The following is a 22,732-nucleotide window of genomic DNA, read 5'->3' on the forward strand; positions in this document are numbered from 1 at the left end:
CCCGATGCGGCCGCCGCTCTTTGTCGGCTGGCCGCATTGGCTGTATTACCGCTTGCTTACATGCGCATCACACCCGTTCGATCACGATGGCGATGCCCTGGCCCACGCCAATGCACATGGTACACAATGCAAACCTGCCGCCGCCACGGTGCAGCTGGTTCATGGCCGTGGTGACGAGGCGCGCGCCGCTCATGCCCAGCGGGTGGCCCAGCGCGATCGCGCCGCCCCACGGGTTGACGCGCGGGTCGTCCTGCGACAGGCCCAGTTCGCGCAGCACGGCGATGCCCTGCGATGCGAACGCTTCGTTCAGTTCGATGATGTCGAACTGGTCCAGCGTCATGCCCAGGTTCGCCAGCAGCTTTTGCGTGGCCGGTGCCGGGCCGATGCCCATCACGCGCGGCGCCACGCCGGCCGTGGCCATGCCGACTATGCGCGCCTTCGGCACCAGGCCGTGCGCCGCCGCCGATTGTTCGTTGGCCAGCAGCAGTGCGCAAGCACCGTCGTTGACACCCGACGCGTTGCCGGCGGTGACGGTGCCATCCGGACGCACGACGCCCTTCAGTTTCGCCAGCGCTTCCATCGTGGTGGCGCGGGGATGCTCGTCCTGGCTGAACACGACCGGTTCGCCTTTCTTGACCGGGATCGTCACCGGCATGATCTCGGCAGCGAAATACCCCGCCGCCTGGGCGGCGGCCACGCGCTGCTGGCTGGCCAGTGCGAACCGGTCCTGGTCTTCGCGGCTGATGTTGAAATCGTCGGCCACGTTCTCCGCCGTTTCCGGCATCGAGTCGGTGCCATACAGCTTCTTCATCAGCGGGTTCGGAAAGCGCCAGCCGATCGTCGTGTCATAGATCGCGGCGTTGCGCGAGAAGGCGCTGTCGGCCTTGCCCATCACGAACGGCGCGCGAGTCATCGATTCGACGCCGCCGGCGATCATCAGCGTTGTGTCGCCGGAACGGATCGAGCGGGCGGCGAGGCCCACGGCATCCATGCCGGAGCCGCACAGGCGGTTGACGGTGCTGCCGGGCACGCGCTGCGGCAGGCCGGCCAGCAAGGTGGACATGCGCGCCACGTTGCGGTTGTCCTCGCCGGCCTGGTTGGCGCAGCCGTAGATCACGTCGTCGATGGCTTCCCAGTCCACGGTGGGATTGCGGCGCACCAGCTCGGCCAGCGGCAGCGCGCCCAGATCGTCGGCGCGCAGGTCCTTCAGGGCGCCGCCGTAGCGGCCGATCGGGGTGCGGATCGCATCGCAGATGAATGCTTCGGTCATTTCGAATCCTCCTTCGGTGCGGCAATCAGGGGTGCCGCCGTGCGGCGTTGCAGTTCCTCGAACGTCAGGCCTTCGACCATCTCGCGCACGACGAGGCCATCGGAGGTGACGTCGATCACGGCGAGATCCGTGTAGATGCGGTTGACGCAGCCGATGCCCGTCAGCGGGTAGCTGCACTGTTCCACGATCTTGCTTTCGCCGGACTTGGTCTGGTGGTCGGTCATCACGAACACCTGGCGCGCGCCGATCGCCAGGTCCATCGCGCCGCCGACGGCGGGAATCGCATCCGGCGCGCCGGTGTGCCAGTTTGCCAGGTCGCCGGTAGCCGATACCTGGAAGGCGCCCAGCACGCAGATGTCGAGGTGGCCGCCGCGCATCATCGCGAACGAATCGCCATGGTGGAAGTACGCGCCGCCCGTGAGCAGCGTGACCGGCTGCTTGCCGGCGTTGATCAGGTCTTCATCCTCCTCGCCGGGCGCGGGCGCCGGGCCCATGCCCAGCAGGCCGTTCTCGCTGTGCAGGAAGATCTCGCGGTCGGCCGGCAGGTAGTTCGCCACCATCGTCGGCAGGCCGATGCCCAGGTTGACGTAGGCGCCTTCGTGGATGTCCTGCGCGACGCGTTTCGCCATAGCGTCGCGGCTCATTTTCTGGATAGTCATTGCTTGCCTCCTTGTGCGCTCTCCTGTACCACGCGCTGCACGAAGATGCCCGGCGTGACGATGTGCTCGGGATCGAGTTCGCCCAGTTCGACGATGCGCGTGACCTGCGCGATGGTGACTTTCGCGGCGGTGGCCATGATCGGGCCGAAGTTGCGGGCCGTCTTGCGATATACGAGGTTGCCCCAGCGGTCGCCGTGCAGCGCCTTGATCAGCGCGAAGTCGGCATGGATCGGCGATTCGAGCACATAGTTCTTGCCGTTGATGGTGCGGGTTTCCTTGCCTTCGGCAAGCAGCGTGCCGTAGCCCGTCGGCGAGAAGAAGCCGCCGATGCCGGCGCCGGCGGCACGGATGCGCTCGGCCAGGTTGCCCTGCGGCGTCAGTTCCAGCTCGATCTCGCCGGCGCGGTACAGCGCGTCGAACACCTGCGAATCTGCCTGGCGCGGGAACGAGCAGATGATCTTGCGCACCCGCTTGGCCTTCAGCAGCGCGGCGAGGCCGGTTTCGCCGTTGCCGGCATTGTTGTTGACGATGGTGAGGTCGCGCGCGCCCTGTGCGATCAGCGCGTCGATCAGCGCCGCCGGCATGCCGGCATTGCCGAAGCCGCCGATCATCACGGTCGCGCCGTCATGAATGCCGGCCACGGCCTGCGCCATGGTGTCGATAGTCTTGTCAATCACGATGGTTCCTTTTCAAAACAAATGTTCGATAATCGAACTATAATCTGTTAATCGAACACCGCGAGTGTCGCACCGCCGCCTGCGAAGGTCAAGAAAAAAAGTCGGGCGCACAGGGTGTTCCAGTAAAATCCGTCCACTTCGAAAGAGACCGCGATGACGACAACCACCAACAAGACCGCTGCGGCGGAACGCGAACCGACGATCGCCGAACAGATCGAGGCGCTGGCCGATCCCAGCTTCATGACATCGCTGGCGCGCGGCCTCGCCGTGCTGCAGGCGTTTTCCGATTCGCGCCGCAGCCTGACGATCGCGCAGATCAGCCAGAAGACAGGCATTCCCCGCGCCGCCGTCAGCCGCTGCCTGTACACGCTCAAGCAGCTCGGCTATGCCGACTCCGACGTCAACAACTATTCGCTGCGGCCGAAGGTGCTGACGCTCGGCTATTCCTACCTGTCGTCGACGCCGCTGACCGTGTCCGCCCAGCCGTACCTGAACCAGATCAGCCGCACGCTGAACGAATCGTGCTCGCTGGCGGTGCTGGACGATAACGAGGTCCTGTACGTGGCCCGCTCCGCCACCTCGCGTGTGATGTCCGTGGCGCTGAACACGGGCAGCCGCCTGCCCGCCTACTGCACGTCGCTGGGCCGCGTGATGCTTGCGCACCTGCCTGAGGCCGACCTGCAGGCCTACCTCGACAAGGTGCGCCTGAAACCCCTGACCGAGCACACGATCACCACCCAGAAGGGGCTGCGCGCGGCGCTGGTCCAGGTGCGCGAGCAGGGCTACGCGATCAACAACGAGGAGCTCGAGGTCGGCCTTCGGTCGATCGCGGTGCCCGTGCGCGGCGCTTCGGGCACCGTGCTTGCCGCCCTGAACGTCGGCGCCCAGGCCGGCCGCGTCAGCGCCCGTCAGATGGAGGAGCAGTTCCTGCCCACGCTGCAACAGGGTGCACGCGAACTGGCCGTGCTGCTGCCGTAACCACTGCCCAGCCCGTGTCCACCTTGGGGTCAGGCCTCGAATCGGACACGAACTCATCTGCACTAGATCCGAGTTCGTGTCCGAAAACGGGGTTGACCCCATTGTGGACAGCTATTAAACCAGATGAGCTCGTGTCCGATTTCGGGGTTGACCCCATGGTGGACACAAACCCAGCCGTTGGCGGGGCGGGTCGCTCGTTCAGAAGTGGTGGCGGATGCCGGCCATGATGCCCCGCTGCGGCTTGCCGGCGCCGGCGGTGCCGCCGGCGTCCAGCGCGATGGCGGCGACCCCGTCGTTTTCCATCAATCCCAGCGCGCCGTAGACGGCGGTGCGGGTCGACAGGTAGTACGTCAGCCTTGCCACCGCCATGTCGGTATCGTCGCCGCTGCTCTTGACGTTCTTGCGGGCCACCTGCGCATCGAACGTGAGCAGCGGCGTGACGGGATGGCTCACGCCCAGGTAGGCCAGCGTCGATTCGGTGATGCCGGTGGCGGCATCGGTCTTGCGGTCGATGACGCCGGCGCCCAGCTTCGTACCGCCCAGCATCCAGTAGCCATTGACGGTCACGCGCCGGTCGAAATTGCGGCTGCTGGTCAGCCCCCCGCCCGCGCCGGTGTTCCCGTGCAGCTTGTCGAACGATGCGTTGATGCCGAACGCCTTGACTTCATAGCCCAGCAGCGCCGTCACCTGGCGGCAGGCCTTGGAGTCGACCGGCGACTCGCCCGCGCAGCCGGTGGCGGCAGGCCCGCCGGACGACGAGGTGTCGCGCCCGAAGCTGTACGTGGCGCCGGCCACGAAGCCGTCGAAGTTGCCCAGGTAGCCGATCGCGTTGTCGCTGCGCGCGTTCGGCAGGTAGGGATCGATGCTGCCGATGGCGAACAGGTTCGGCCCCAGCACGTCGGCCTTCAGGCCGGCGATGTACGTCATGTTGACCTGGCGCCCCAGCGTCAGCGTGCCCCACTTGCCTTTCAGGCCCACGTTCGCGGCGCGGCCGAACAGGCGGTTGCCCTGCCCCATCGTGCCGGTATCCGGGCCGAAGCCGCTCTCCAGTGTGAAGATCGCGGACAGGCCGCCGCCCAGGTCTTCCGTGCCGCGAAAGCCGATGCGCGACGGGAACGATCCCGTCAACGATGCCATCCGCGTGACCGAATCGCCGTTCGCGTTGGTGTTGTCCACGTGCGCCACGGCCGTATCGATGATGCCGTAGATCGTGACGTTGCTTTGCGCCTGCGCCGCGCCCGCGGCCAGCAGCGCCAGTGCGCCCGCCACCGCCATCCCCATGCGCAGGCTGCCGCCGCGTGCCCGTTCGCCAGTCGTTTTGTCCATGCTGTCTCCTGTGGTTTTATAGTCGTCGGATCATTACCGACAGTCGTTCGATAATCGAACAATAGATTGCCTATCGAACGTTGACCCGATACTATGGCCGTTGCCGGGCCTTGTCAAGAATCTCAAGGAGCCTGATGATTGGCGCGGCACAATAACCAAGGAGACACACCATGAAGTACACGATTGCCGCCGTGCTGGCCGGCGCACAGCTGTTCGCCCTGCCAGCGGTCCACGCGCAGGACACGATCAAGGTCGGCGTGATCGCCGCGTTTTCCGGCCCGTTCGCCGATTACGGCAAGCAGATGGAAGGCGGCATCAAAGCCTATATGGCGCAGCATGGCGACGCGGTGGCCGGCAAGAAGATCCAGCTGATCTTCAAGGACACGACCGGGCCTTCGCCGGAGATCGCGAAACGCCTGGCGCAGGAACTGGTGGTGCGCGACAAGGTCGATTTCCTGGCGGGCTTCGGCCTGACGCCGGAAGCGCTGGCCGTGGCACCCATCGCGCAGCAGGCGAAAAAGCCGATGATCATCATGAACGCCGCCACGTCGGTCATCACGACGAAATCGAACTACATTGCCCGCTTCTCGATGACGCTGCCGCAGATCTCGGCGCCGATGGGCACGTGGGCGGCAAAGAACAAGCTCAACAAGGTGGTCACGCTGGTGGCGGACTACGGCCCCGGCCTCGATGCCGAAGCGGCGTTCAAGAAGACACTGGAAGGCGCCGGCGGCAAGGTGACGGAATCGATCCGCGTGCCGCTGCGCAATCCGGAGTTCGCCCCGTTCATCCAGCGCATCAAGGACGCCAAGCCGGATGCGATCTTCGTGTTCGTGCCGGCAGGCGAGCAAAGCATCGCCTTCATGAAGGGCTACCGGGAACGGGGCCTGGCCGCGGCCGGCATCAAGGTGATCGCCACGGGCGACCTGACGGACGACCACGTGCTGCCCGCGATGGGCGACGCGACGCTGGGCGTGATCACCACCTTCCACTACTCCGCCGCGCACGACTCGCCGGAGAACAAGGCATTCCTGAAGAGTTATGCCGCGGCCAATCCGAAAGGCGGCCGACCCAACTTCATGGCCGTCGCCGCCTATGACGGCATGGCGGCGATCTATGACGTGTCACGCAAGCTGAACGGCAAGATCGACGGCGACAAGGCGATGGCCGTGCTGAAGACGATGAAGCTGAACAGCCCGCGCGGCCCGATCGCCATCGACCCGGCCACCCGCGACATCGTGCAGACCGTTTACGTACGCGAAGTGAAGAAGGTGGGGAACGAGGTCTACAACATCGAGTTCGACAAGTTCCCCGACATGAAGGACCCGGGCAAGCAGTGATTACCCCCGCGAAAAACTGGGGACGTACCCCTGTTTAGCGGCAACTAATCAGCGCAATGTCGTTTCCTGGAAACAGGGCGGTCCGGCGTTCCGGTCCGTCCCTGTTCTCCAGGTGATCACGCCACCGGCGTCAGCAGCGGCCGTCCCGCGAAATGCGCCAGCAGGTTGTCGACGACCAGCTGGCCCATCGCATGGCGCGTTTCCACGGTGAGGCTGCCCACGTGCGGCGTGAGCACCACGTTCGGCAGCGCGGTGAGTGCGGCAGGCACGGCAGGTTCGTCGGCGAACACGTCCAGCGCCGCGGCGCCCAGCCGGCCATTCGCGAGCGCGGCGACCAGTGCGGGCTCGTCGACCAGCGAACCGCGCGCGATGTTGACCAGCGTGCCCTCCGGCCCCAGCGCTTCCAGCACGGCCGCGTCGACGGTTCCCTTCGTGGCGGCGCCGCCCGGCGCGCAGACGACCAGGTAGTCGCTGCCCTGCGCAAGGTCGGCCAGCGATGCGGCGCGCGGCACGTCGACACCCGCCTTCACGTTCGGCTGCCAGTAGCGCAGCTGCATCCCGAAAGCGGCCAGCCTGGCCGCGACGGCCTGGCCGATGCGCCCGAAACCATAGATGCCGGCGACCTTGCCGCGCAAGGCGCGCGCCGGCTTGACCGGCACGCCAGCCTGCCACTGCCCGGCGCGCACATACGTATCCAGCGTGGGGATGCGGCGCGACGCCGACAGCAGCAGCGCGACCGCCAGGTCCGCCACGTCGTCCGTCAGCACGCCGGGCGTGTTCGTCACGCGGATGCCACGCGGGCGCAATGCGTCGAAATCCACCGCGTCCACACCGATGCCGTTCACGGCCACGATCTCAAGCTGCGGCAGTTGCGCGGCCAGCGCCGCGCCGATGCCCGCCATCCCGGTGGTGGCCACGCCGCGCACGGTGGCGGCAACGCCGGCAATGAATGCGGCGCGCTCCCCGGCCGGCACCCGCCACACGTGATGGCAGGTGAAATGCTGGTCCAGTTGCGCCATCACGGACGCCGACGGACTGGCGGCCATCACGAGGATTTCCGGTTTCATCTGAATTTATTCATGAGTGAACGATCAGTGATTCTAGAACGTCAGTCGCATTCTTACAATTTCGGAATAACTCGATATTAACCACCGGATATTTTTATTCCTCAAATGAACATTTTAATGCATGAAGCAAACACACTGACCGCAGATCGATGCTGATAAGCCATTTTCAGTCACGCTCATCTGTCGGAAAATTTTACAGTCGAGTCTACGCGACGGCACCCCAACATGGCATGTAAGACAAGTTTATGATTAAAATCAAATGCTTAGCATTTACGGTTGAGCTAAGGCACGCTATTTGCTTATCGATATACGCAATAAGAATAACAAGAGCCTATTCTGAAAGAGCACCCAAAGTGCAACCTAATCAAACCTGGAGCTAATAGTGAACCAATTCAAAAAAGCAGTACTGGGCGCAGCAGTGGCAGTGGCAACGATGGGCGCGGCAGTTGCAGCGCCACAGACCGTGGGCGGCGTGACGTGGGATCCTGACTACCTGCTGGACTTCGCTTCGTCGTCCGTGCAGATGCACCAGATCATCGATGCCAACGGCACGGTGGGCGGCTACGGCGTCGTGTCGACGATGAACGGCACGGGCCAGGAACAGTTCTGCGCAGGCTGCGAGCTGACGATCGTGTTCGGTGGCTACACCCCGACCGCGGGCGGCACCGGCGCCACCACGAACTACACGGGCGGCTTCGTCAACATCTACGTCAACAACGGCCCGTCGACGATCAATCCGTACGATCCGCTGACGGTCAACGCCGGCAACACCGGCGTGGGCACGCTGTGGCTGAGCCTGGCTGGTCACGAGTACAACGGCGCCACGCTGCTGGGCACCGTGAACTCGATGATGCCGCCGAACCTGAGCGGTCTGGGCCAGCTGGACGTCGTGGGTGGCGTTGCTGCTGCCTACTTCGACACCAACGCGCAGATCGACGGTTCCGACCTGGCGTTCTCGGCCAGCTTCACGCAGCCATACCCGGGCGAGCCGAACCACGTGGTCGGCACGGGCAACTTCTACGGCATGACGTCGCCGGTTCCGGAACCAAGCACCTACATGATGCTGGGCGCCGGCATGCTGACGCTGGCTGCACTGCGTCGCCGCAAGCAGCGTTAATGCCTGGCTGCCGGCTCCGGCCGGCAGCTTTGCCTAGCCCGACTGTCGGAAAATTTTACAGTTGATTACGCAGCTTGATCCGTAACCCGCTGTTTCCGGCAGCAGCGACCCAAGTCAGGCGCTGCGTGTGTTTTCCAGGTAAATCACGCAGCGTCCTGCACACGAACACCGCAGTGCATCCCCGCTTTGCCCTCCCCTGCTTTACATCCGCTTTACATCTCGCCTTGCCTTCCCGCCTTGGAACGTCGCCCCGCCCGCAAACCGTGCCCGGCATCGCATGCCGCCACGTCCCGGCCCGCGCGCCATCCTTCGGCGTCAGCAGGCTGCCGCGCTGCGGATGAACTGCACCGTCAGGTCCGCTTGTGCGACGGGCAGCATGTGCCCGCCGTCCACCACTTCCAATACCGCATGCGGTACCTTGCAGGCCAGCGCCTCGCCGTGCTCGCGCCACGACAGGATGCGGTCGTGCCGTCCGAACAGCACGGCCACCGGCATGCGCAATTCACCATACCGGCTGCTGTAGCCGGGCAACTGCCCGGGTAGCGCTCCCATATCCTCTGAGGCGGCGAGGAACTGGCCCGGCCGCAGGCCGAGCAGGCCCCGCCGCGGGTGGCGAAGTCATGGGGCACCGGGTCCGGCGCAAATACCTGTTCCAGCACTGCCCCACCGCGGGCGATTGCCCCAGGGGTGGCCACCGTCCACGCCATCAGCCGGCGCAGCAGCGGCGAAGGCGTGTCGAGGACGCGGAACGCGGCAGGCGTCTCGTCCGGAAGGTGCGTGAGGGGGGCGAGCAGCGACAGCCCGGCAACGCGCTCCGGGTAATCGAGCGCCAGCGCCAGCGCCACGGCGCCGCCGTAGGAATGGCCGACAACGAGGGGCTGCTCCAGTTCCAGCCGGTCGATCAGCGCGGCCAGCGCGGCAGCCTGTTCGCGCAGCCCGGCCGGTGCGCCGGGGTGGCGCGTCGAATACCCGGAACCGGGCCTGTCCACCGTGATCACGCGATGATGGTGCGCCAGACGCCGCGCGACCTCGTAGGTGAAATGCGACATGTGCCCGCCCAGGCCATGGATCATCAGCAGCGCCGGCCCCCGGCCCTGCTCCCGCACATGCAGCCGGGCGCCCGGCACGTCGACGAAGATGCCCTGCGGCGGCAGCGCCGCCTCGACCTTGCGTTCCACGTGCCGCGTGAACAGCGCCAGCCCGCCCGCGATGGCGGGGACTGCCAGGCCGGCCGCGGCCGCCGCGATTGTCGCCAGCGCCGGCATCAGCGTGCCCCCTTGCGCGCGGCATTGCCGATACGGCGGGCGACGCCGGTCACCACGGCGGCTCGTCCAGGTAATGTCATGTGCCTCTCTTCCGTTGCGCCGTGGCGCAACCCGCCGCCGCGGTGACGCCGGCCGGCGAAAGTTATTGTCGATGGAAACTGCTTGTTGTTGACTTCTTGGCGATACTTTAGCCAATCGGAATAAGCAATGCAACGACCACGCGGGGTCCGGGGGAAACTAGGAGGACGGGACCAGCGTGTGCTGGTTGCGCTGGCGGATCGCCGCGGCCGCGTCGTCGTACAGGAAAGGCAGGAAGGCGAAACGCCGGCCGCGCGTGACCGGCGTGGCTTCGTGCAGCAGCGAGCAGGAAAACACCACGGCGCCGCCGGTCGGTGCCCGCCAGGTCGCCGGGCCGAACTCCGGAAAGCGCAGGTCGCCGCCGTCGTAGTCGTCGGCATTCAGGTTGATCGTGCAGGCGAAGCGGCGGTGCGCGGTGCCGGGCGTGGTGTTGTCCCGGTGTGCGCGAAAGAAGCCTTGCCGGTCGCCGTCGTAGCACGCGACGACATAACGTTCGATGCGGGTCACGTCGAACTGGAATGCCTTGCGGATTTCCGGCAGCAGCCGGCGCGTGAGGCGCGCACGCACGGCGGCGCGCAGCGTTTCCAGTTCGGGCACGCCGTCGAACACGAAATCCTCGCGCCGCTTGAAGCTGCTCTCGAGCACACCGACCGTCCTGCCGTCCACTTCGCGCATGAAACCGGATTCGACGCCACCATGCCGCTCGTACAGCGCCACCAGTTCCCGGCAGAATCCGGGCTCGAACACGCGGGGCACGACCAGCACCGGCGCAGGCACCGCCAGCCCGGCATGCAGGGCCGGCGCCGGCAGGTTGCCCAGCACCCGCTCCAGCGCCTGGGCGTGCTGCGTGCCGGACGCTGCCGGAATGCAGGCAAGTACGCGCAGCGTCGGGTCCAGCACCAGCGTGAAGGGCGCATAGCGCACCTCGCCATCGGCCGCCCGGCGCAGCGCGCCATAGCGAGCGCTGACGGCACGGTCGAAGTCCCAGAAATAGCGCACGCCAGGCTGCGCCTGGCGCACCCGCCCCTCGCTCTCATCGCGCGGGTCGACGCTGACACCGAACCAGCACACGCGCTCGTCGTCGAACAGCGCGCGCCGCTGCGTGACGTGGTCGTTGACCGCGCGCCCCGTTTCGCTGGCCGCGCTGCCAAAGAAGGTCAGCACCACGTAGCGGCCGGCCACGGTGTTGAAATGGAAGCGTTCGGCATTGCTGGAGCGGGCCGTAAAATCCGGCACGGGATCTCCAGGCAGCCAGGCGTGGTCGTTCATGAGGCAAGGATCATGCGTTGAAAGTGCCATTATCGCAGGCCGCACGACGCGCCATTGCGCCAGCGGCATGCATCAAGTCCCCCGCATCACGCTGGATCAGGTTCCTGCGTCAAGCCCCCTGCATCGGGGCCTGCATCACCGCCCTGCATCAGGCCGCGCGCAGCTTGAACACGGCCACCGACGCATCGAGCTGGCGGGCCTGCTCGCGCAGCGACTCGGCCGCGGCAGCCGCCTGCTCGACCAGCGCGGCGTTCTGTTGCGTCGTGGTGTCGATGTGCGCGATCGCCTCGTCGATCTGTTCGATCCCCTGCTGCTGCTCGCCGCTGGCCAGCGAGATCTGCTGCACCACGGCCGCCACCTGCTCCACGCTGTCCAGCACTTCGCGCATCGTGGCGCCGGCACGGTCGACGAGCGCGCGGCCCGCTTCCACTTCCGCCACGGACGCCGTGATCAGCGCGCGGATCTCCTGGGCAGCCACGGCCGAGCGCTGTGCCAGGCCACGCACTTCGCTGGCCACCACGGCGAAGCCCCTGCCCTGCTCGCCCGCGCGGGCGGCTTCCACGGCGGCGTTCAGGGCCAGGATATTGGTCTGGAAGGCAATGCCGTCGATGACCCCGATGATGTCGGCGATCTTCGCCGACGTGCCGTTGATCGTTCCCATCGTGCGCACCACTTCGGCCACGGTCGCGCTGCCGCGCGTGGACACGTCGGTCGCCTTGCCGGCCAGCCCCGCGGCCGCTTCGGCGTTGTCACGGTTCTGACGCACGGTGCCGGTCAGCTCCGTCATCGAAGCGGCCGTTTCCTCCAGCGAGCCCGCCTGCGACTCGGTGCGCGCCGACAGGTCGGCGTTCCCGGTGGCGATTTCCTCGGAGGCCACCGCGATGGCCTGCGTGCCGCTGCGCACCTGCGCCACGATGCGCGACAGGTTGCCGCTCATCGTGCCCAGGGCCCGCAGCAGGTCGCCGATCTCGTCGGCGCGGGTGGTGCGCACGTCGTGGCGCAGGTCGCCGGCGGCCACATCCCGCGCGATACCGAGCGCATGTGACAGCGGCACGGTAATGCCTCGGACCAGCATGACGACGATGAGCGCGCCAATCGCCACGGCGGCCGCCAGCAGCACCAGCAGCGTCAGCACGGAATTGCGGTACACCTCGTCATTGCGCGCTTCCACGGCCGCGATGCGGGTAGCCGCCTCCTTGCGGATCGCCTCGACGATGGCATCGATGCGCTCCGTGGCGTCGCGGTCCATGCCGCGCACCAGCTTGTCGACCTTCTGCGCGCCCGATGGATCGGCACCGTCGAACTGGCGCAACGCTTCCAGGTAGCGGCGCCCCAGCTCACCGTGCAGGCGCGACGCCTCGTCCACGGCGGCCGTCGGCAGCCCCAGCGTTGCCATCGTGCCTTTCAGTTCAGTCAACTTGCCGGCGGTCGCCGCGCCACTGGCGGTGAACGCCTTCGTGTACTTGTCGAGCTGGGCGGGATCCTGGCCGCGCAGCAGGATGTTCTTCCATTCCTGCACCTGGATCTTGAAGTCGACCTGCGCCGAACGGGCGCCATCCACAGCTCGCATCAGCCCGCCCGCTTCTTCGAAACCGGCCGCGTTGCGCATGTTCATGTCGCGCAACGCGTTCCAGCCGGTGAAGCCCACCAAGAGCAGGGTCAGCAGGAAAAAGGCGGCAAGCAGGGTCAGGCGAACGCCTATTTTTAGATCAGCAAGTTTCATGATGGATATACCGGAAGTCGTGCAACGCAGCAGGTTGCGATGGACAGCGGGGATGGGGCTGCGGCGAGAAAATATGTTGCTGCAAGCCAATAGTAACATGAAAGCGGCGCAGTGTCCCGCCCCTGCGCACATGTGCGCATCGCTCGCGTGGCTGCACGTGTACACTAATGTTTTTGACACCTTGTCACCGATGTCCATCTTTTCCAAAGCCGCGATCAAGCATGAGGCGGACGTGGCCGCCGCGCAGCAGGCAGCGCAGGAACAGGCCGCGCGCCAGGCCCGGCTCGACTTTCGCGAACAATACCGCGGCACGCTTGAAAACGTGATTCGCCCGCAGCTGGCCGCCATGCGCAAGCAGATGTATGAGCACGACTATGACGGCAAGATCGAGGAAGGCAACGACGGCTGGAACGATTTCGTGCGCCTCACCTTCGTGCCCGACAAGAACCGGCTCGCCGCGCACGCGGGCCGCGATGCCTGCACGCTGACGTTTACCGCGCTGGAAAGCACCTGCCTGCTGGAATGGGAAAGCGCGTTCGACCGCCACGCGCGCGATGGCTCCGGCAAGGAAGGCGGCACGATCCCGTGCGCCCAGCTGACGGCCGAGCGCCTCGAACAGATGCTGTCCACGTTCTTTGAAAAGGCCTTCGAAGCGCGGCGGCTGCGCCGCCTGCCCTGATCAGCGCGCGCGCTCGATCAGCACGGGAATCTGCTTGAACGCCGGCGTGTTGGAGCCGCGCGCCACCAGCGCTGGCGACAGCAGCGGCGTCAGTTCGGGGAAGTAGCCGAACACGTCGTCCCCCTGGGCGCCCGTCGCCACCAGCCGCATGCCGTCCACGCAGCGCTCGATGCCATCCGGCGCCGCGGCGCGCACGCGCACGATGTCGCCCTCCGCGAAGCCCAGCCTGTCCAGCGTGGCGCGGCCCACGAACAGCACGTGCCGCGTGCCATACACGCCCCGATACCGGTCCACTTCGCCCTTGGGGTCGCGGTAGACGGTGGTGTTGTACTGCCGGTGCGCGCGGATCGTGGCCAGGCACAGTACCCCGTCGCCATAGTGCGCGCGGGCGCGGGCCATGATGGTGTCCACCGGCAGCGCATGGCCTATGAAGCGCGCCTTGCCCGCGGCCGTGTGCCACGCACGCCGGCCCGCGCTGTTCGGCAGATGAAATCCTTTTTCAAGGCGGATGTGCTCGTTGTAGGCCGTGAAACCTTCGACGGCGCCCTCGGCCACGCGCTCGATCAGCGCGCGCGTGGCATCGTAGTCCGTGCCGATGGTTTCCCAGTCGATTCCCGCCTTCGATTCCGATCCCCCAGTGTGTGCCTGGCCAGCCGGCTGACGATGAACGGCTCCGAGCGCAGCAGGTCGCTGGCCGGGCGGTTCCGGCCCATCGAGGCATGCACCATCGACGCCGTGTCCTCGACGCTGACGAACTGCGGGCCGGAGGGTTGCACGTCGAGCTCCGTGCGGCCGAGGCATGGCAGCAGCAGCCCCGTCTTGCCGGGATACAGGTGCGTGCGGTTGAGTTTGGTGGCCACGTGCACCGTCAGCCGCGTGCGCGACAGCGCATCGAGCACGCGCGGCGTGTCCGGCGCGGCCACGGCAAAATTGCCGCCCAGCGCCAGGAAGGCATCGACCGAGCCGTCCAGCAGGCCGTCGATCGTGCCGATCGCGTCGCGCCCCGGCACGTCCGGCGGCGTGAAACCGAACACGCGCCGCAGGCCCGCAAGCCATTCGGGCTTCGGCCGGCTGGTGATGCCCACGGTGCGGTCACCCTGCACATTCGAATGGCCCCGCACCGGCATCAGCCCGGCACCCGGCTTGCCCACGTTGCCGCGCAAGAGCATCAGGTTGACGAGTGTCTGGATGGTTTCAATGGCGAATTCATTCTGGGTCAGGCCCATGCACCATGCGGCAATCGTGGCCGGCGAAGCAAGGTAGTAGCCGACTGCCTCTTCCATCTGCGCGCGCGCCAGGCCGCTGGCCGCTTCGATGTCGGGCCATGCCTGACGCGTCACGAGGTCGCGGAAGGCCTCGAAGCCGTCGGTATGCGCGTCGATGAATTCCCGGTCGACGCCACCGCTCTCGAGCACTGCCTTGGCGATGCCGGTGATGGCGGCCAGGTCGCCACCCACGCGCACCTGGTAATACGCGTCGGCCAGCTGCGTGCCGGTGCCGCCCAGCAGCTCACCGGGCGATTGCGGATCGGCAAACGCTTCCAGGCCCCGTTCGCGCAGCGGGTTGAAGATGATGATGCGGCAGCCGCGCTGCTTCGCTTCGCGCAGGTCGCCCAGCATGCGCGGGTGGTTCGAGCCGGGATTGTGGCCGAAGCTCATGATCAGCCGGGCGTGGGCGAAATCGGCCCGCGTGACCGTGGCCTTGCCCACGCCGATCGATTCCGTGAGCGCCATGCCGGACGATTCGTGGCACAGGTTCGACGAATCCGGCAGGTTGTTGGTGCCGAAGGCGCGCGCGAACAGTTGGTACGCGAACGCCGCCTCGTTGCTGCTGCGCCCGGACGTGTAGAACACGGCGCGGTCCGGGTTGCCGAGCGCGCGCAGTTCGCTGCCGGCCAGTGCGAACGCGGCATCCCAGCCGATTTCGCGGTAGGTGTCGCTGGCGGCGTCGTACAGCATCGGTGCCGTCAGGCGGCCCGCCGCTTCCAGTTCCCAATGCTCTTTCGCACGCAGCGCGGTGACGGTGTTGGCGGCGAAGAATGCCGGCGTGGCGCGTGCCTTGCCCGATTCGTGGGCGATGGCCCAGGCACCCTGCTCGCAAAAATCCACCGACTTGCTGTCCGGCGAATCGGGATACGCGCAACCGGGGCAGTCGACGCCCTGCGGCTGGTTCAGCCGGGGCAGCGTGGCCAGCGCCTGGGCGCCGGGATTGCCGATCAGCGCCTTGGCCGTGCCGTGCAGTGAACCGAAGCCGCCGGCCGGCTTGTCGTAGGGCTTGAGTGCAAGAGGAACGATGGGGATGGTCTTGGTCATCCCCGTATTGTAGCGTTCAGATCAGTTCGCGCGCTCGCAGCTCATCCTTGATGTAGGCATAGAACACGGGTGCGGCGATCACGCCGGGCACGCCGAACACGGCTTCGGCGAACAGCATCGCCGCCAGCAGTTCCCACGCGCGCGCATTGATGTGCGAGCCGATGATGCGGGCGTTCAGGAAGTATTCCAGCTTGTGCACGACCACCATGAACGCCAGCCCGGCCACGGCCACGTGCAGCGAATGCGACAGGCTGACGACGACCAGCACCGTGTTCGAGATCAGGTTGCCGATCACCGGCAGCAGGCCGGCCAGGAACGTGATCGCGACCACTGTCTTCGACAGCGGCAGGTGCACGCCGGCCAGCGGCAGCACGATGAACACGAAGATCGCCGTGATGATCGTGTTGATTCCCGAGATCCAGACCTGCGCGAACACGATATTGCGGAAGGCGCAGGACAGGAAGCGCGCGCGTTGCAGCAGCGCCTCCAGGAAAGGCCGGTGCGGCGCGCCATCCTCGTTCGTATCGTGCAGCGATGCCATCAGCCCGATCACCATGCCGAGCAGGATGCGCGTCAGCGTCTTGCCCACTTCGGCACCGGCCGCCTGCGCCGCGCCGGCATGCTCGCGCAGCCACGCGGTGACGGCTTCGCGCAGCGAATGGGCATCTACTGGCAGGTGCTCGCTGATCCATGGCGGAATCTGGTCGCGCGAGGCATCGATGATGTCGGCCAGGCGCACGAACAGGTGCGTGATGCTGTTGGAGTCCACCCGCAGCAGCACGACGAGGCCCCACGTCGCCAGCGCGATGAGGCCCACCAGCACGCCGCCGATGACGGCCGCCGCCACCATCCGGGCCCGCGCGTCGCTGATGCGGCGGCCCAGCGCCGGCGCGATCGCATGGATCAGCGAAAACATCAGCAAGCCGGCAAACAGGGCGCCCAGCAGACCGTTCTTCAGCACGAGCAGCAGTAACAGGGCGATGAGCAGGTAGGAAGCAATGACGCTGTAGCGGGCTTGGAGGTTGGGCGGCATGGTGGCGTGGAAGTTGAGCCGGCATTATGCCTCAGGGGACGCCAGTTCCGACAACATTCCTTCCTTGTCCAGCGCAAGGCGCGCCAGGTCGCGCGCCAGGAACAGATTGCCCGCATACTCGGCCCGGGCTTCGGCCTCCACGTCGGCCAGGGTCAGCGGCCCCTGGCTGTCCTGATAGCGGGGACTGAAATGCGTCAGCACCAGGTTTGGAATGGCCGCCTCGCGGGCGAACCGGGCCACGCGCAGCGCGGAACTGTGCTGCGGGCCGGGCCCCACTTTTTCCAGCACCGCTTCCGTGTACGTGGCTTCGTGCACCAGCACATGGGCATCGCGCACGGCATCGCCCAGCAGTTCAGGCGTATCGTTGTCGCCGGCGATGACGATGCGGCGCGCCCGGCGCGGCGGCTGCAGCACGTCGGCCGGGCGCACCGTGCGGCCATCGGGCAGCACGGCATCCAGGCCGGACTGCAGCGCGCCCCACAGCGGCCCGCGCGGCACGCCGACGGCGGCCAGCCGGGCCGGATCGAGCTTGCGTTCGACGGCCTTCTCCGTGAATCCGTAGGCGAACGACGGAATGCGGTGCGACAGCGCGGTGGCGGTCACGGCCAGGTCGGACAGGAGTGTTGCGCGGCCGGCATCGGCCACGTCGATGAACTCGACCGGATACGGCAGCTGCAATGCCGTGGTGTCCATCACGCCGCGCACGTAGCGCTCCAGCGGCGCCGGCCCGACGATTGCCATCGGCGCCGTGCGGTTCAGCAGCCCGGCACTGGCCAGCAATCCCGGCAGGCCGTAGCAATGGTCGCCGTGCAGGTGCGTGATGAAGATCGCGCGCAGGGTATGCGGCGACAGGTTCGTGCGCAGGATGCGGTGCTGCGTGCCCTCCCCGCAATCGACGAGCACCCAGCCGTCGGCCGAGCGCAGCGCCACGCCCGCCACATTGCGCGTCTTCGTGGGAGTGCCCGATGAGGTGCCGAGAAATTGCAGTTCCATGGAATGCCGGTTTTTGCCAGTGATCGCCAGTCGTCGCGAGTCGTCGCCAGTGGCCGGATTATCCGCGATTCCCGCCGAGCGCGGCGTTCGAACGCGGCAGCAGTGCGGCCCGGCGGTGGGAGGCATGAAGACCCGTACCGGGTCGACGTATCCGCGATCCTCGATGCGAATGCTTTTTTGACAACTTGAATCCAGCCGGCCCGACCGCCGCCGTTGCTATAATGCGAGCCGCTCCCGACAACCCTTCCAGCCATGACCACCGACTTCCCCTTCGACCCGCCCTACAAGCTCGCCATCGATTCCCCTGCCGGAAAGCGCTGGGTCGAAGTGCTGGCCGACGGCAGCCAGGTCGATACGACGCCCCCGGCAACCACGCTGCCCCCGCCCGGCACGCAAGTGGACAATGCGCCACGCGGCGGTTCGGGTGGCGGCGGACCGGGTAGTGGTGCGCCGAGCAAGGCGCAGGCCTTCCTGAACGTGCCGTTCGCGGAAAAGGACGAAGCCAAGCGCCTCGGCGCCCGCTGGGACCCGGCGCGCAAGAAATGGTACGTGCCGAACGGCGTCGATGCCGCGCAGTTCAGCCGCTGGGCCGTCTGACGGCCGGCCAAAACTCAGATCGGATCGAACATCCGCTGGTCCACGTAACACCAGCCCCACGTTTCGCCAGGCTGTTGCGACCGCATCATGGCGTGCCCCGTGCCATGGAAATGCTTCGTCGCATGCCGGTTCTTCGACTGGTCGCAGCAGCCCACATGGCCGCAGGCGAGGCAGGTGCGCAGGTGCACCCACGTATCGCCCGTCTTGAGGCATTCCTCGCAGCCGTTCGTACGCGGCTCGTGTGTGTGGATCTGGTTGAAGTGTTCGCACTGTCCGCCCATCGCACCCTCCTTGAAAGATGCCCAAGCATACCGCCGCGGCGGCGCCGTGGCAGCGCCCCATTTGGGAGAGATTCGGAGCGATTCGGGAGAGATCAGCCCAGGACCGTGACGACCACGGTGCGCCGGTGCGGCGCCGTGCGGTGCTCCCACAGGTAGATGCCCTGCCAGGTACCCAGCAGGAGCCGGCCGCCGCCGACCGGCACCGTCAGCGCCGTATCCGTCAGCATCGTGCGGGCATGGGCTGCCATGTCGTCCGGCCCTTCCGTGTCGTGCCGGTAAGCCGGGTCGCCGTCGGGCGCCAGCCGTGCGACGATCGTTTCCAGGTCGCGCCGCACGTCCGGGTCGGCGTTTTCCGTGATCGTCAGCGAGCAGCTCGTGTGCTGCACGAACACGTGCGCCAGCCCGCACGCGATGCCGGACGCGCGCACGGCCCCGGCCACGGCATCGGTAATGTCGCGCGTGCCACGGCCGGTGGTGGAAAATTCAAGGACGGACTGATGGGCCAAGGGCGGTTCTCCAGCGGGTTGGTGTTGTCGTGCGCCGCCATCTGAAGGATAATTGGCGCCCATGAACGATACCACTCAACGCCCAGAACTGCCCGACCACCTGTCCACGGACCCGCGCAGCTCCTTCCACGTGCCTGCCGTGTTCGAACACGACATCGGCATCCTCTTCAACGACAAGGAACGTTTCGACGTGTCCGAATACTGCATCAGCGAAGGCTGGATCAAGGTCCCGGCCGGCAAGTCGCTGGACCGCAAGGGCCAGCCCATGCTGATCAAGCTGAAGGGCAAGGTCGAGGCCTTCTATAAGTAAGCCGCACCTGGGCGAAACGCCAGGCGAGACACGGGCTGCTTCTCAGCCCGATCTTCAGCCAGATTGCGTCCCGCGTCCGGCCGGCATCATGCCGGTTTTTTGTTACCGGTCGGCAGCCATGCCGGCATCGTTTCCGTAAATAATTCCCGCTCCACGGAGCCGTCGTACGGCGGCTCCAGCGTGCCCAGCGTGACCGCGATCGTTTCCGGCGATTCGGTGCTGCGCCAGAACAGCGTGGAACCGCAGACGCGGCAAAAGCCGCGCCGGCCGTGGTCCGACGACGCGTACTCGGTCACCAGCTCCGCCCCCGCTCGATGGCGAATACCGCCATGCCCACGTTCGCATACGATCCGGCACCGGCGCCATGCTGCTTCTGGCACATCGTGCAATAGCAATGGCTTGCATGGTGCACCGGCCCGTCGGCCCGGTAGGCCACGCCGCCGCACAGGCAGCTTCCTCTCAGCATCGCATTTCCTTTATCTCGATGACAGGTTCATGGTCTGCACCGCCAGCAGCCGGCATTGCCCATCCACGTTCACGTACGTGCGCATGAACTGGTAGCGGTTGGTCTTGAACGTGCTGCCGTCGGCCTGCCACTGCTCGACGACCGATATCCCGTGCAGCACGGCCGTATCGCCCAGCACGCGCGCCTGCACGTCGCGCGTCGTGCGCGACTTGAACCGCGTGGGTTTTTCCATCCGCGCCAGCAGCACGGGCTTCGTTTCGATCTCGGAACCCAGTGTGTGCACCCACACGTACTCGTCGGCCAGCGCCTCGCGCAGGAAGGCCGCGTTGCCGGTGGCCAGCGCCGCCTCGTACTGCCGGTCGCGTTCGACCAGCGCGTCGGTGGACATGCAAGGGGCGGCCAACGCGGGCAGGGGCAGCGCGCAGCACAGGAGCAGCAGGTGTTTTTTCATGGCGTTCGATGGCGGACAGGGACCCGCCAGTGTACGCCCAACGGCGGGCCGCTGGCCAGCACCGCTCATCCTGTTGAGCGAATGGCCGGCGGCAATGGCACCCTTGCCCTTTGCGACTTACCATGGCCCGATACCAATACCGGGGACACCCATGCCGCTGACACCACCGCCGCCGCGCCAAGCCGCCCTCCTCCTTGTTGCCGCCATCCTGGCCAGCGCCGCACATGCGGCGCCGATCGACCGGCAAGCCGTCGTCAAGCGCCATGATCCCCACCTGACTAAGGTCGACCCATGGTCGCCGCTTTCCGTCGGCAATGGCCGCTTTGCCTTCACGGCGGACGTGACGGGCCTGCAAACCTTCGCTGATCATTACTACAAGAATGGCACGGCCACGGAAACGCAGGCCCGCTGGAGCTGGCACACGAACGCGAACCCGAACAATTACAAACTGTCCGACGCCAACCGCGATTTCACGGCCCACGGCCGCACGCTGGGCTATCCGACGAACCAGAACTCGCCGGCCGGCCAGTGGCTGCGCGAGAATCCGCACACGCAACCGCTGCCGCGCATCGGCTTCGTGCTGACCGGCGCCGGTGCGCGGCCGCTGGTGCCCGCCGATGTCGGCGCGGTCGACCAGCGCCTCGACCTGTGGCAAGGCCACCTGGCAAGCCGCGTCACGCTGCGGGGCCAGCCGGTCTCCGTATCGAGCGCCGCCGATCCGAAAACGGATACCGTGGCGCTGCGCATCCGCTCTCCCCTGCTGGCACGCGGCGCGCTGGCGGTGCGCATCGCACTGCCGCTGGGCTACGACCTGAAGGTGAAGCACAACCCGCCGCTGGACTGGTCGCAGCCGGGGGCGCACAGTACCAATGTGCTCGAGCAAAAGCCGGCATTGCTGGCCGTCGAGCACCTGCGCGAAGGATCACACAATGCATCGCGCTATGCCATGACGGTGGCCAGCGCCGCGCCCTTGACGATCACCCGGCCGGACGCGCACGCCTTCGTCATCACCCCGGCGCGCGGCGACACGCTGGACATCACCGTGTCGTTCGCGCAGGAAGGCCGCGCTCCCGCGCCCCGCAGCGCCGACGTGTTCGAGTCCAGCAGCCGGCACTGGAAGGATTACTGGCAAAGCGGCGCGGCCATCGACTTCGCCGGCAGCACCGACCCGCGCGCGAAGGAACTGGAACGGCGCGTGGTACTGTCGCAATACCTGGCCGGCATCCAGCTGGGCGACACGCTGCCCGCCCAGGAGAGTGGCCTGACGACGTCCACCTGGTACGGCAAGCACCACACGGAAATGGTGTGGTGGCACACGGCGCACTTCGCGCTGTGGGGCCGCCCCGAATACACGGCCCGCACGCTGACGTGGTTCCAGCGCACGCTGCCATCGGCCCGCGCGGTCGCCGCCGAGCGTGGCCTGAAAGGCGCGCGCTGGATGAAGATGACGGGCCCCGAAGGCCGCGAAAGCCCCGGCGGCAACCCGATGATCATGTGGAACCAGCCGCACCCGATCCACCTGGCCGAACTGATGTACCGCGCCGACCCGTCGCCGGCCACGCTGGAACGCTACCGCGAACTGGTCATGGAAACGGCGGCCGGCATGGCGTCGATGCTGCATTGGGAAGACGCGCGCCAGCGCTATGTGCTGGGCCCGCCGATGTGGATCGCGCAGGAGATCTACGACCAGGCCACCAGCATGAACCCGACCTATGAATTGAGCTACTGGGCCCGTGGCCTGGAAATCGCCCAGCAATGGCGCGAGCGCCTCGGCCTGCCGCGCGACGCGGACTGGGAACACCGTCGCACGCACCTGTCGGCCCTGCCGCAGAAGGATGGCAAGTACGTGGCCATCGAAAGCACGCCGGACACGTGGGACAACCTTGCCAGCCGCCACGACCACCCGTCGTTCCTGATGGCGTTCGGCCAGTTGCCGGGCGATGGCGTGGACCGCGCCGTGATGCGCCGCACGCTGGACGCGACGCTGGCCACGTGGGACTGGGCAACGAAGATCTGGGGCTGGGATTACCCAATGGTGGCGATGACCGCGGCGCGGCTGGAAGCGCCGGACCTGGCGGTGGACGTGCTGCTGAAAACGGACGGCCCGAACAACGCCTACACGGCCGCCGGCCACAACCCAACACGGGCCTGCCCGTCTACCTGCCGGGCAACGGCGCCCTGCTCGCCGCCGTGGGCATGATGGCCGGCGGCTGGGATGGCGGCCCTTCGCGGCCGGCGCCCGGCTTTCCGGACAATGGCAAGTGGGTGGTCAAGGCGGAAGGGTTCAGGAAGCTGCCCTGAACCCACAGGCAGAATCCGGGGTCAGACCCGCCGG

At 66.8% G+C, this 22,732-nt stretch carries 22 protein-coding genes and 1 pseudogene; 7 read left to right on the forward strand and 16 right to left on the reverse strand.

Features of this window, described 5'->3' with window-relative positions:
* Window positions 1–67: 67 nt before the first annotated feature.
* Genes pcaF through EWM63_RS00350 form a run of 3 tightly spaced genes read right to left on the reverse strand, consistent with a single transcriptional unit; the run spans window position 68 to window position 2,582 of the window.
* On the reverse strand, window positions 68–1,270 hold the full coding sequence (gene pcaF / locus EWM63_RS00340) for a 3-oxoadipyl-CoA thiolase (protein ID WP_130184781.1): 1,203 nt from the start codon (window positions 1,268–1,270) through the stop codon (window positions 68–70).
* Entirely contained in the window at window positions 1,267–1,929 is a 663-nt protein-coding gene (locus EWM63_RS00345) for a CoA transferase subunit B (RefSeq protein WP_207221208.1), read from the reverse strand. The genes pcaF and EWM63_RS00345 overlap by 4 nt, the downstream gene beginning before the upstream one ends.
* A complete protein-coding gene (locus EWM63_RS00350) occupies window positions 1,926–2,582 on the reverse strand; it encodes a 3-oxoacid CoA-transferase subunit A (RefSeq protein ID WP_371861266.1) in 657 nt (218 codons plus the stop codon). Before EWM63_RS00350 ends, EWM63_RS00345 begins: the two co-directional genes overlap by 4 nt.
* A 177-nt stretch (window positions 2,583–2,759) precedes the next feature.
* Between EWM63_RS00350 and EWM63_RS00355 the strand changes: the two genes are divergently transcribed.
* Window positions 2,760–3,584: an IclR family transcriptional regulator domain-containing protein gene (locus EWM63_RS00355; RefSeq protein WP_130184783.1), complete on the forward strand. Its 825-nt coding sequence runs from the start codon at window positions 2,760–2,762 to the stop codon at window positions 3,582–3,584.
* A gap of 198 nt (window positions 3,585–3,782) precedes the next feature.
* Here EWM63_RS00355 and EWM63_RS00360 read toward each other — a convergent pair whose 3' ends face one another.
* Window positions 3,783–4,865, reverse strand: coding sequence for a porin (locus EWM63_RS00360; protein ID WP_130190082.1), 1,083 nt, complete (start codon window positions 4,863–4,865; stop codon window positions 3,783–3,785).
* Window positions 4,866–5,080: 215 nt separating this feature from the next.
* On the opposite strand from EWM63_RS00360, the gene EWM63_RS00365 reads away from it, so the two are divergent.
* Window positions 5,081–6,250 carry an ABC transporter substrate-binding protein gene (locus EWM63_RS00365; RefSeq protein ID WP_130184784.1) on the forward strand — a complete coding sequence of 390 codons (1,170 nt, stop codon included), beginning with the start codon at window positions 5,081–5,083 and terminating at the stop codon, window positions 6,248–6,250.
* A 116-nt stretch (window positions 6,251–6,366) separates the two neighbouring features.
* Here the strand turns inward: EWM63_RS00365 and EWM63_RS00370 are convergent, their stop codons facing one another.
* Window positions 6,367–7,317: a 2-hydroxyacid dehydrogenase gene (locus EWM63_RS00370; RefSeq protein ID WP_130184785.1), complete on the reverse strand. Its 951-nt coding sequence runs from the start codon at window positions 7,315–7,317 to the stop codon at window positions 6,367–6,369.
* Window positions 7,318–7,699: 382 nt separating this feature from the next.
* On the opposite strand from EWM63_RS00370, the gene EWM63_RS00375 reads away from it, so the two are divergent.
* Window positions 7,700–8,434, forward strand: coding sequence for a PEP-CTERM sorting domain-containing protein (locus EWM63_RS00375; protein WP_130184786.1), 735 nt, complete (start codon window positions 7,700–7,702; stop codon window positions 8,432–8,434).
* 350 nt (window positions 8,435–8,784) lie between these two features.
* On the opposite strand, the gene EWM63_RS00380 is transcribed toward EWM63_RS00375, so the two are convergent.
* The 3 genes from EWM63_RS00380 to EWM63_RS00390 all read right to left on the reverse strand — a co-directional run bounded on the left by EWM63_RS00380 (window position 8,785) and on the right by EWM63_RS00390 (window position 12,769).
* Window positions 8,785–9,894 (reverse strand): alpha/beta fold hydrolase, encoded by a 1,110-nt coding sequence (locus EWM63_RS00380; protein ID WP_229487643.1) that lies wholly within the window; start codon window positions 9,892–9,894, stop codon window positions 8,785–8,787.
* A 42-nt stretch (window positions 9,895–9,936) separates the two neighbouring features.
* Complete coding sequence (locus EWM63_RS00385; RefSeq protein ID WP_229487644.1) at window positions 9,937–11,013, reverse strand: 2OG-Fe(II) oxygenase; 1,077 nt, start codon at window positions 11,011–11,013, stop codon at window positions 9,937–9,939.
* A 181-nt stretch (window positions 11,014–11,194) separates the two neighbouring features.
* Entirely contained in the window at window positions 11,195–12,769 is a 1,575-nt protein-coding gene (locus EWM63_RS00390) for a methyl-accepting chemotaxis protein (protein ID WP_130184788.1), read from the reverse strand.
* A 190-nt stretch (window positions 12,770–12,959) separates the two neighbouring features.
* Here EWM63_RS00390 and EWM63_RS00395 point away from each other — a divergent pair, with 190 nt between their 5' ends.
* The gene (locus EWM63_RS00395) at window positions 12,960–13,448 is read left to right on the forward strand and encodes a hypothetical protein (protein ID WP_130184789.1); all 489 of its coding nucleotides are present in this window, start codon (window positions 12,960–12,962) and stop codon (window positions 13,446–13,448) included.
* Here EWM63_RS00395 and EWM63_RS32885 read toward each other — a convergent pair whose 3' ends face one another.
* From EWM63_RS32885 to EWM63_RS00410, 4 genes are read right to left on the reverse strand one after another with little or no spacing between them, the layout of a single operon-like run.
* A complete protein-coding gene (locus tag EWM63_RS32885) occupies window positions 13,449–14,003 on the reverse strand; it encodes a hypothetical protein (RefSeq protein WP_307720817.1) in 555 nt (184 codons plus the stop codon).
* Window positions 14,004–14,011: 8 nt separating this feature from the next.
* Window positions 14,012–15,760 carry an FdhF/YdeP family oxidoreductase gene (locus EWM63_RS00400; RefSeq protein ID WP_307720818.1) on the reverse strand — a complete coding sequence of 583 codons (1,749 nt, stop codon included), beginning with the start codon at window positions 15,758–15,760 and terminating at the stop codon, window positions 14,012–14,014.
* Between the two features lie 16 nt (window positions 15,761–15,776).
* Complete coding sequence (locus tag EWM63_RS00405; protein ID WP_130184790.1) at window positions 15,777–16,793, reverse strand: AI-2E family transporter; 1,017 nt, start codon at window positions 16,791–16,793, stop codon at window positions 15,777–15,779.
* Window positions 16,794–16,817: 24 nt separating this feature from the next.
* A complete protein-coding gene (locus EWM63_RS00410; protein ID WP_130184791.1) occupies window positions 16,818–17,786 on the reverse strand; it encodes a ribonuclease Z in 969 nt (322 codons plus the stop codon).
* A 252-nt stretch (window positions 17,787–18,038) separates the two neighbouring features.
* On the opposite strand from EWM63_RS00410, the gene EWM63_RS31980 reads away from it, so the two are divergent.
* On the forward strand, window positions 18,039–18,383 hold the full coding sequence (locus EWM63_RS31980; protein WP_207221386.1) for a DUF5710 domain-containing protein: 345 nt from the start codon (window positions 18,039–18,041) through the stop codon (window positions 18,381–18,383).
* Between the two features lie 14 nt (window positions 18,384–18,397).
* Here the strand turns inward: EWM63_RS31980 and EWM63_RS00420 are convergent, their stop codons facing one another.
* On the reverse strand, window positions 18,398–18,664 hold the full coding sequence (locus EWM63_RS00420) for a UBP-type zinc finger domain-containing protein (protein WP_130184792.1): 267 nt from the start codon (window positions 18,662–18,664) through the stop codon (window positions 18,398–18,400).
* A 92-nt stretch (window positions 18,665–18,756) separates the two neighbouring features.
* On the reverse strand, window positions 18,757–19,170 hold the full coding sequence (locus tag EWM63_RS00425; protein ID WP_229487645.1) for a secondary thiamine-phosphate synthase enzyme YjbQ: 414 nt from the start codon (window positions 19,168–19,170) through the stop codon (window positions 18,757–18,759).
* 61 nt (window positions 19,171–19,231) lie between these two features.
* Here EWM63_RS00425 and EWM63_RS00430 point away from each other — a divergent pair, with 61 nt between their 5' ends.
* The gene (locus tag EWM63_RS00430; protein ID WP_130184794.1) at window positions 19,232–19,480 is read left to right on the forward strand and encodes a DUF3297 family protein; all 249 of its coding nucleotides are present in this window, start codon (window positions 19,232–19,234) and stop codon (window positions 19,478–19,480) included.
* Between the two features lie 86 nt (window positions 19,481–19,566).
* Here EWM63_RS00430 and EWM63_RS33170 read toward each other — a convergent pair.
* Both EWM63_RS33170 and EWM63_RS00440 read right to left on the reverse strand, forming a co-directional pair.
* Window positions 19,567–19,946: pseudogene (locus tag EWM63_RS33170) on the reverse strand (GFA family protein).
* Window positions 19,947–19,956: 10 nt separating this feature from the next.
* A complete protein-coding gene (locus EWM63_RS00440) occupies window positions 19,957–20,397 on the reverse strand; it encodes a nuclear transport factor 2 family protein (RefSeq protein ID WP_165390702.1) in 441 nt (146 codons plus the stop codon).
* 151 nt (window positions 20,398–20,548) lie between these two features.
* Here EWM63_RS00440 and EWM63_RS00445 point away from each other — a divergent pair, with 151 nt between their 5' ends.
* The gene (locus EWM63_RS00445) at window positions 20,549–22,597 is read left to right on the forward strand and encodes a hypothetical protein (RefSeq protein ID WP_207221209.1); all 2,049 of its coding nucleotides are present in this window, start codon (window positions 20,549–20,551) and stop codon (window positions 22,595–22,597) included.
* Window positions 22,598–22,732: the final 135 nt, after the last annotated feature.

Source organism: Pseudoduganella lutea, from assembly GCF_004209755.1.
Lineage (GTDB): Bacteria > Pseudomonadota > Gammaproteobacteria > Burkholderiales > Burkholderiaceae_D > Rugamonas > Rugamonas lutea.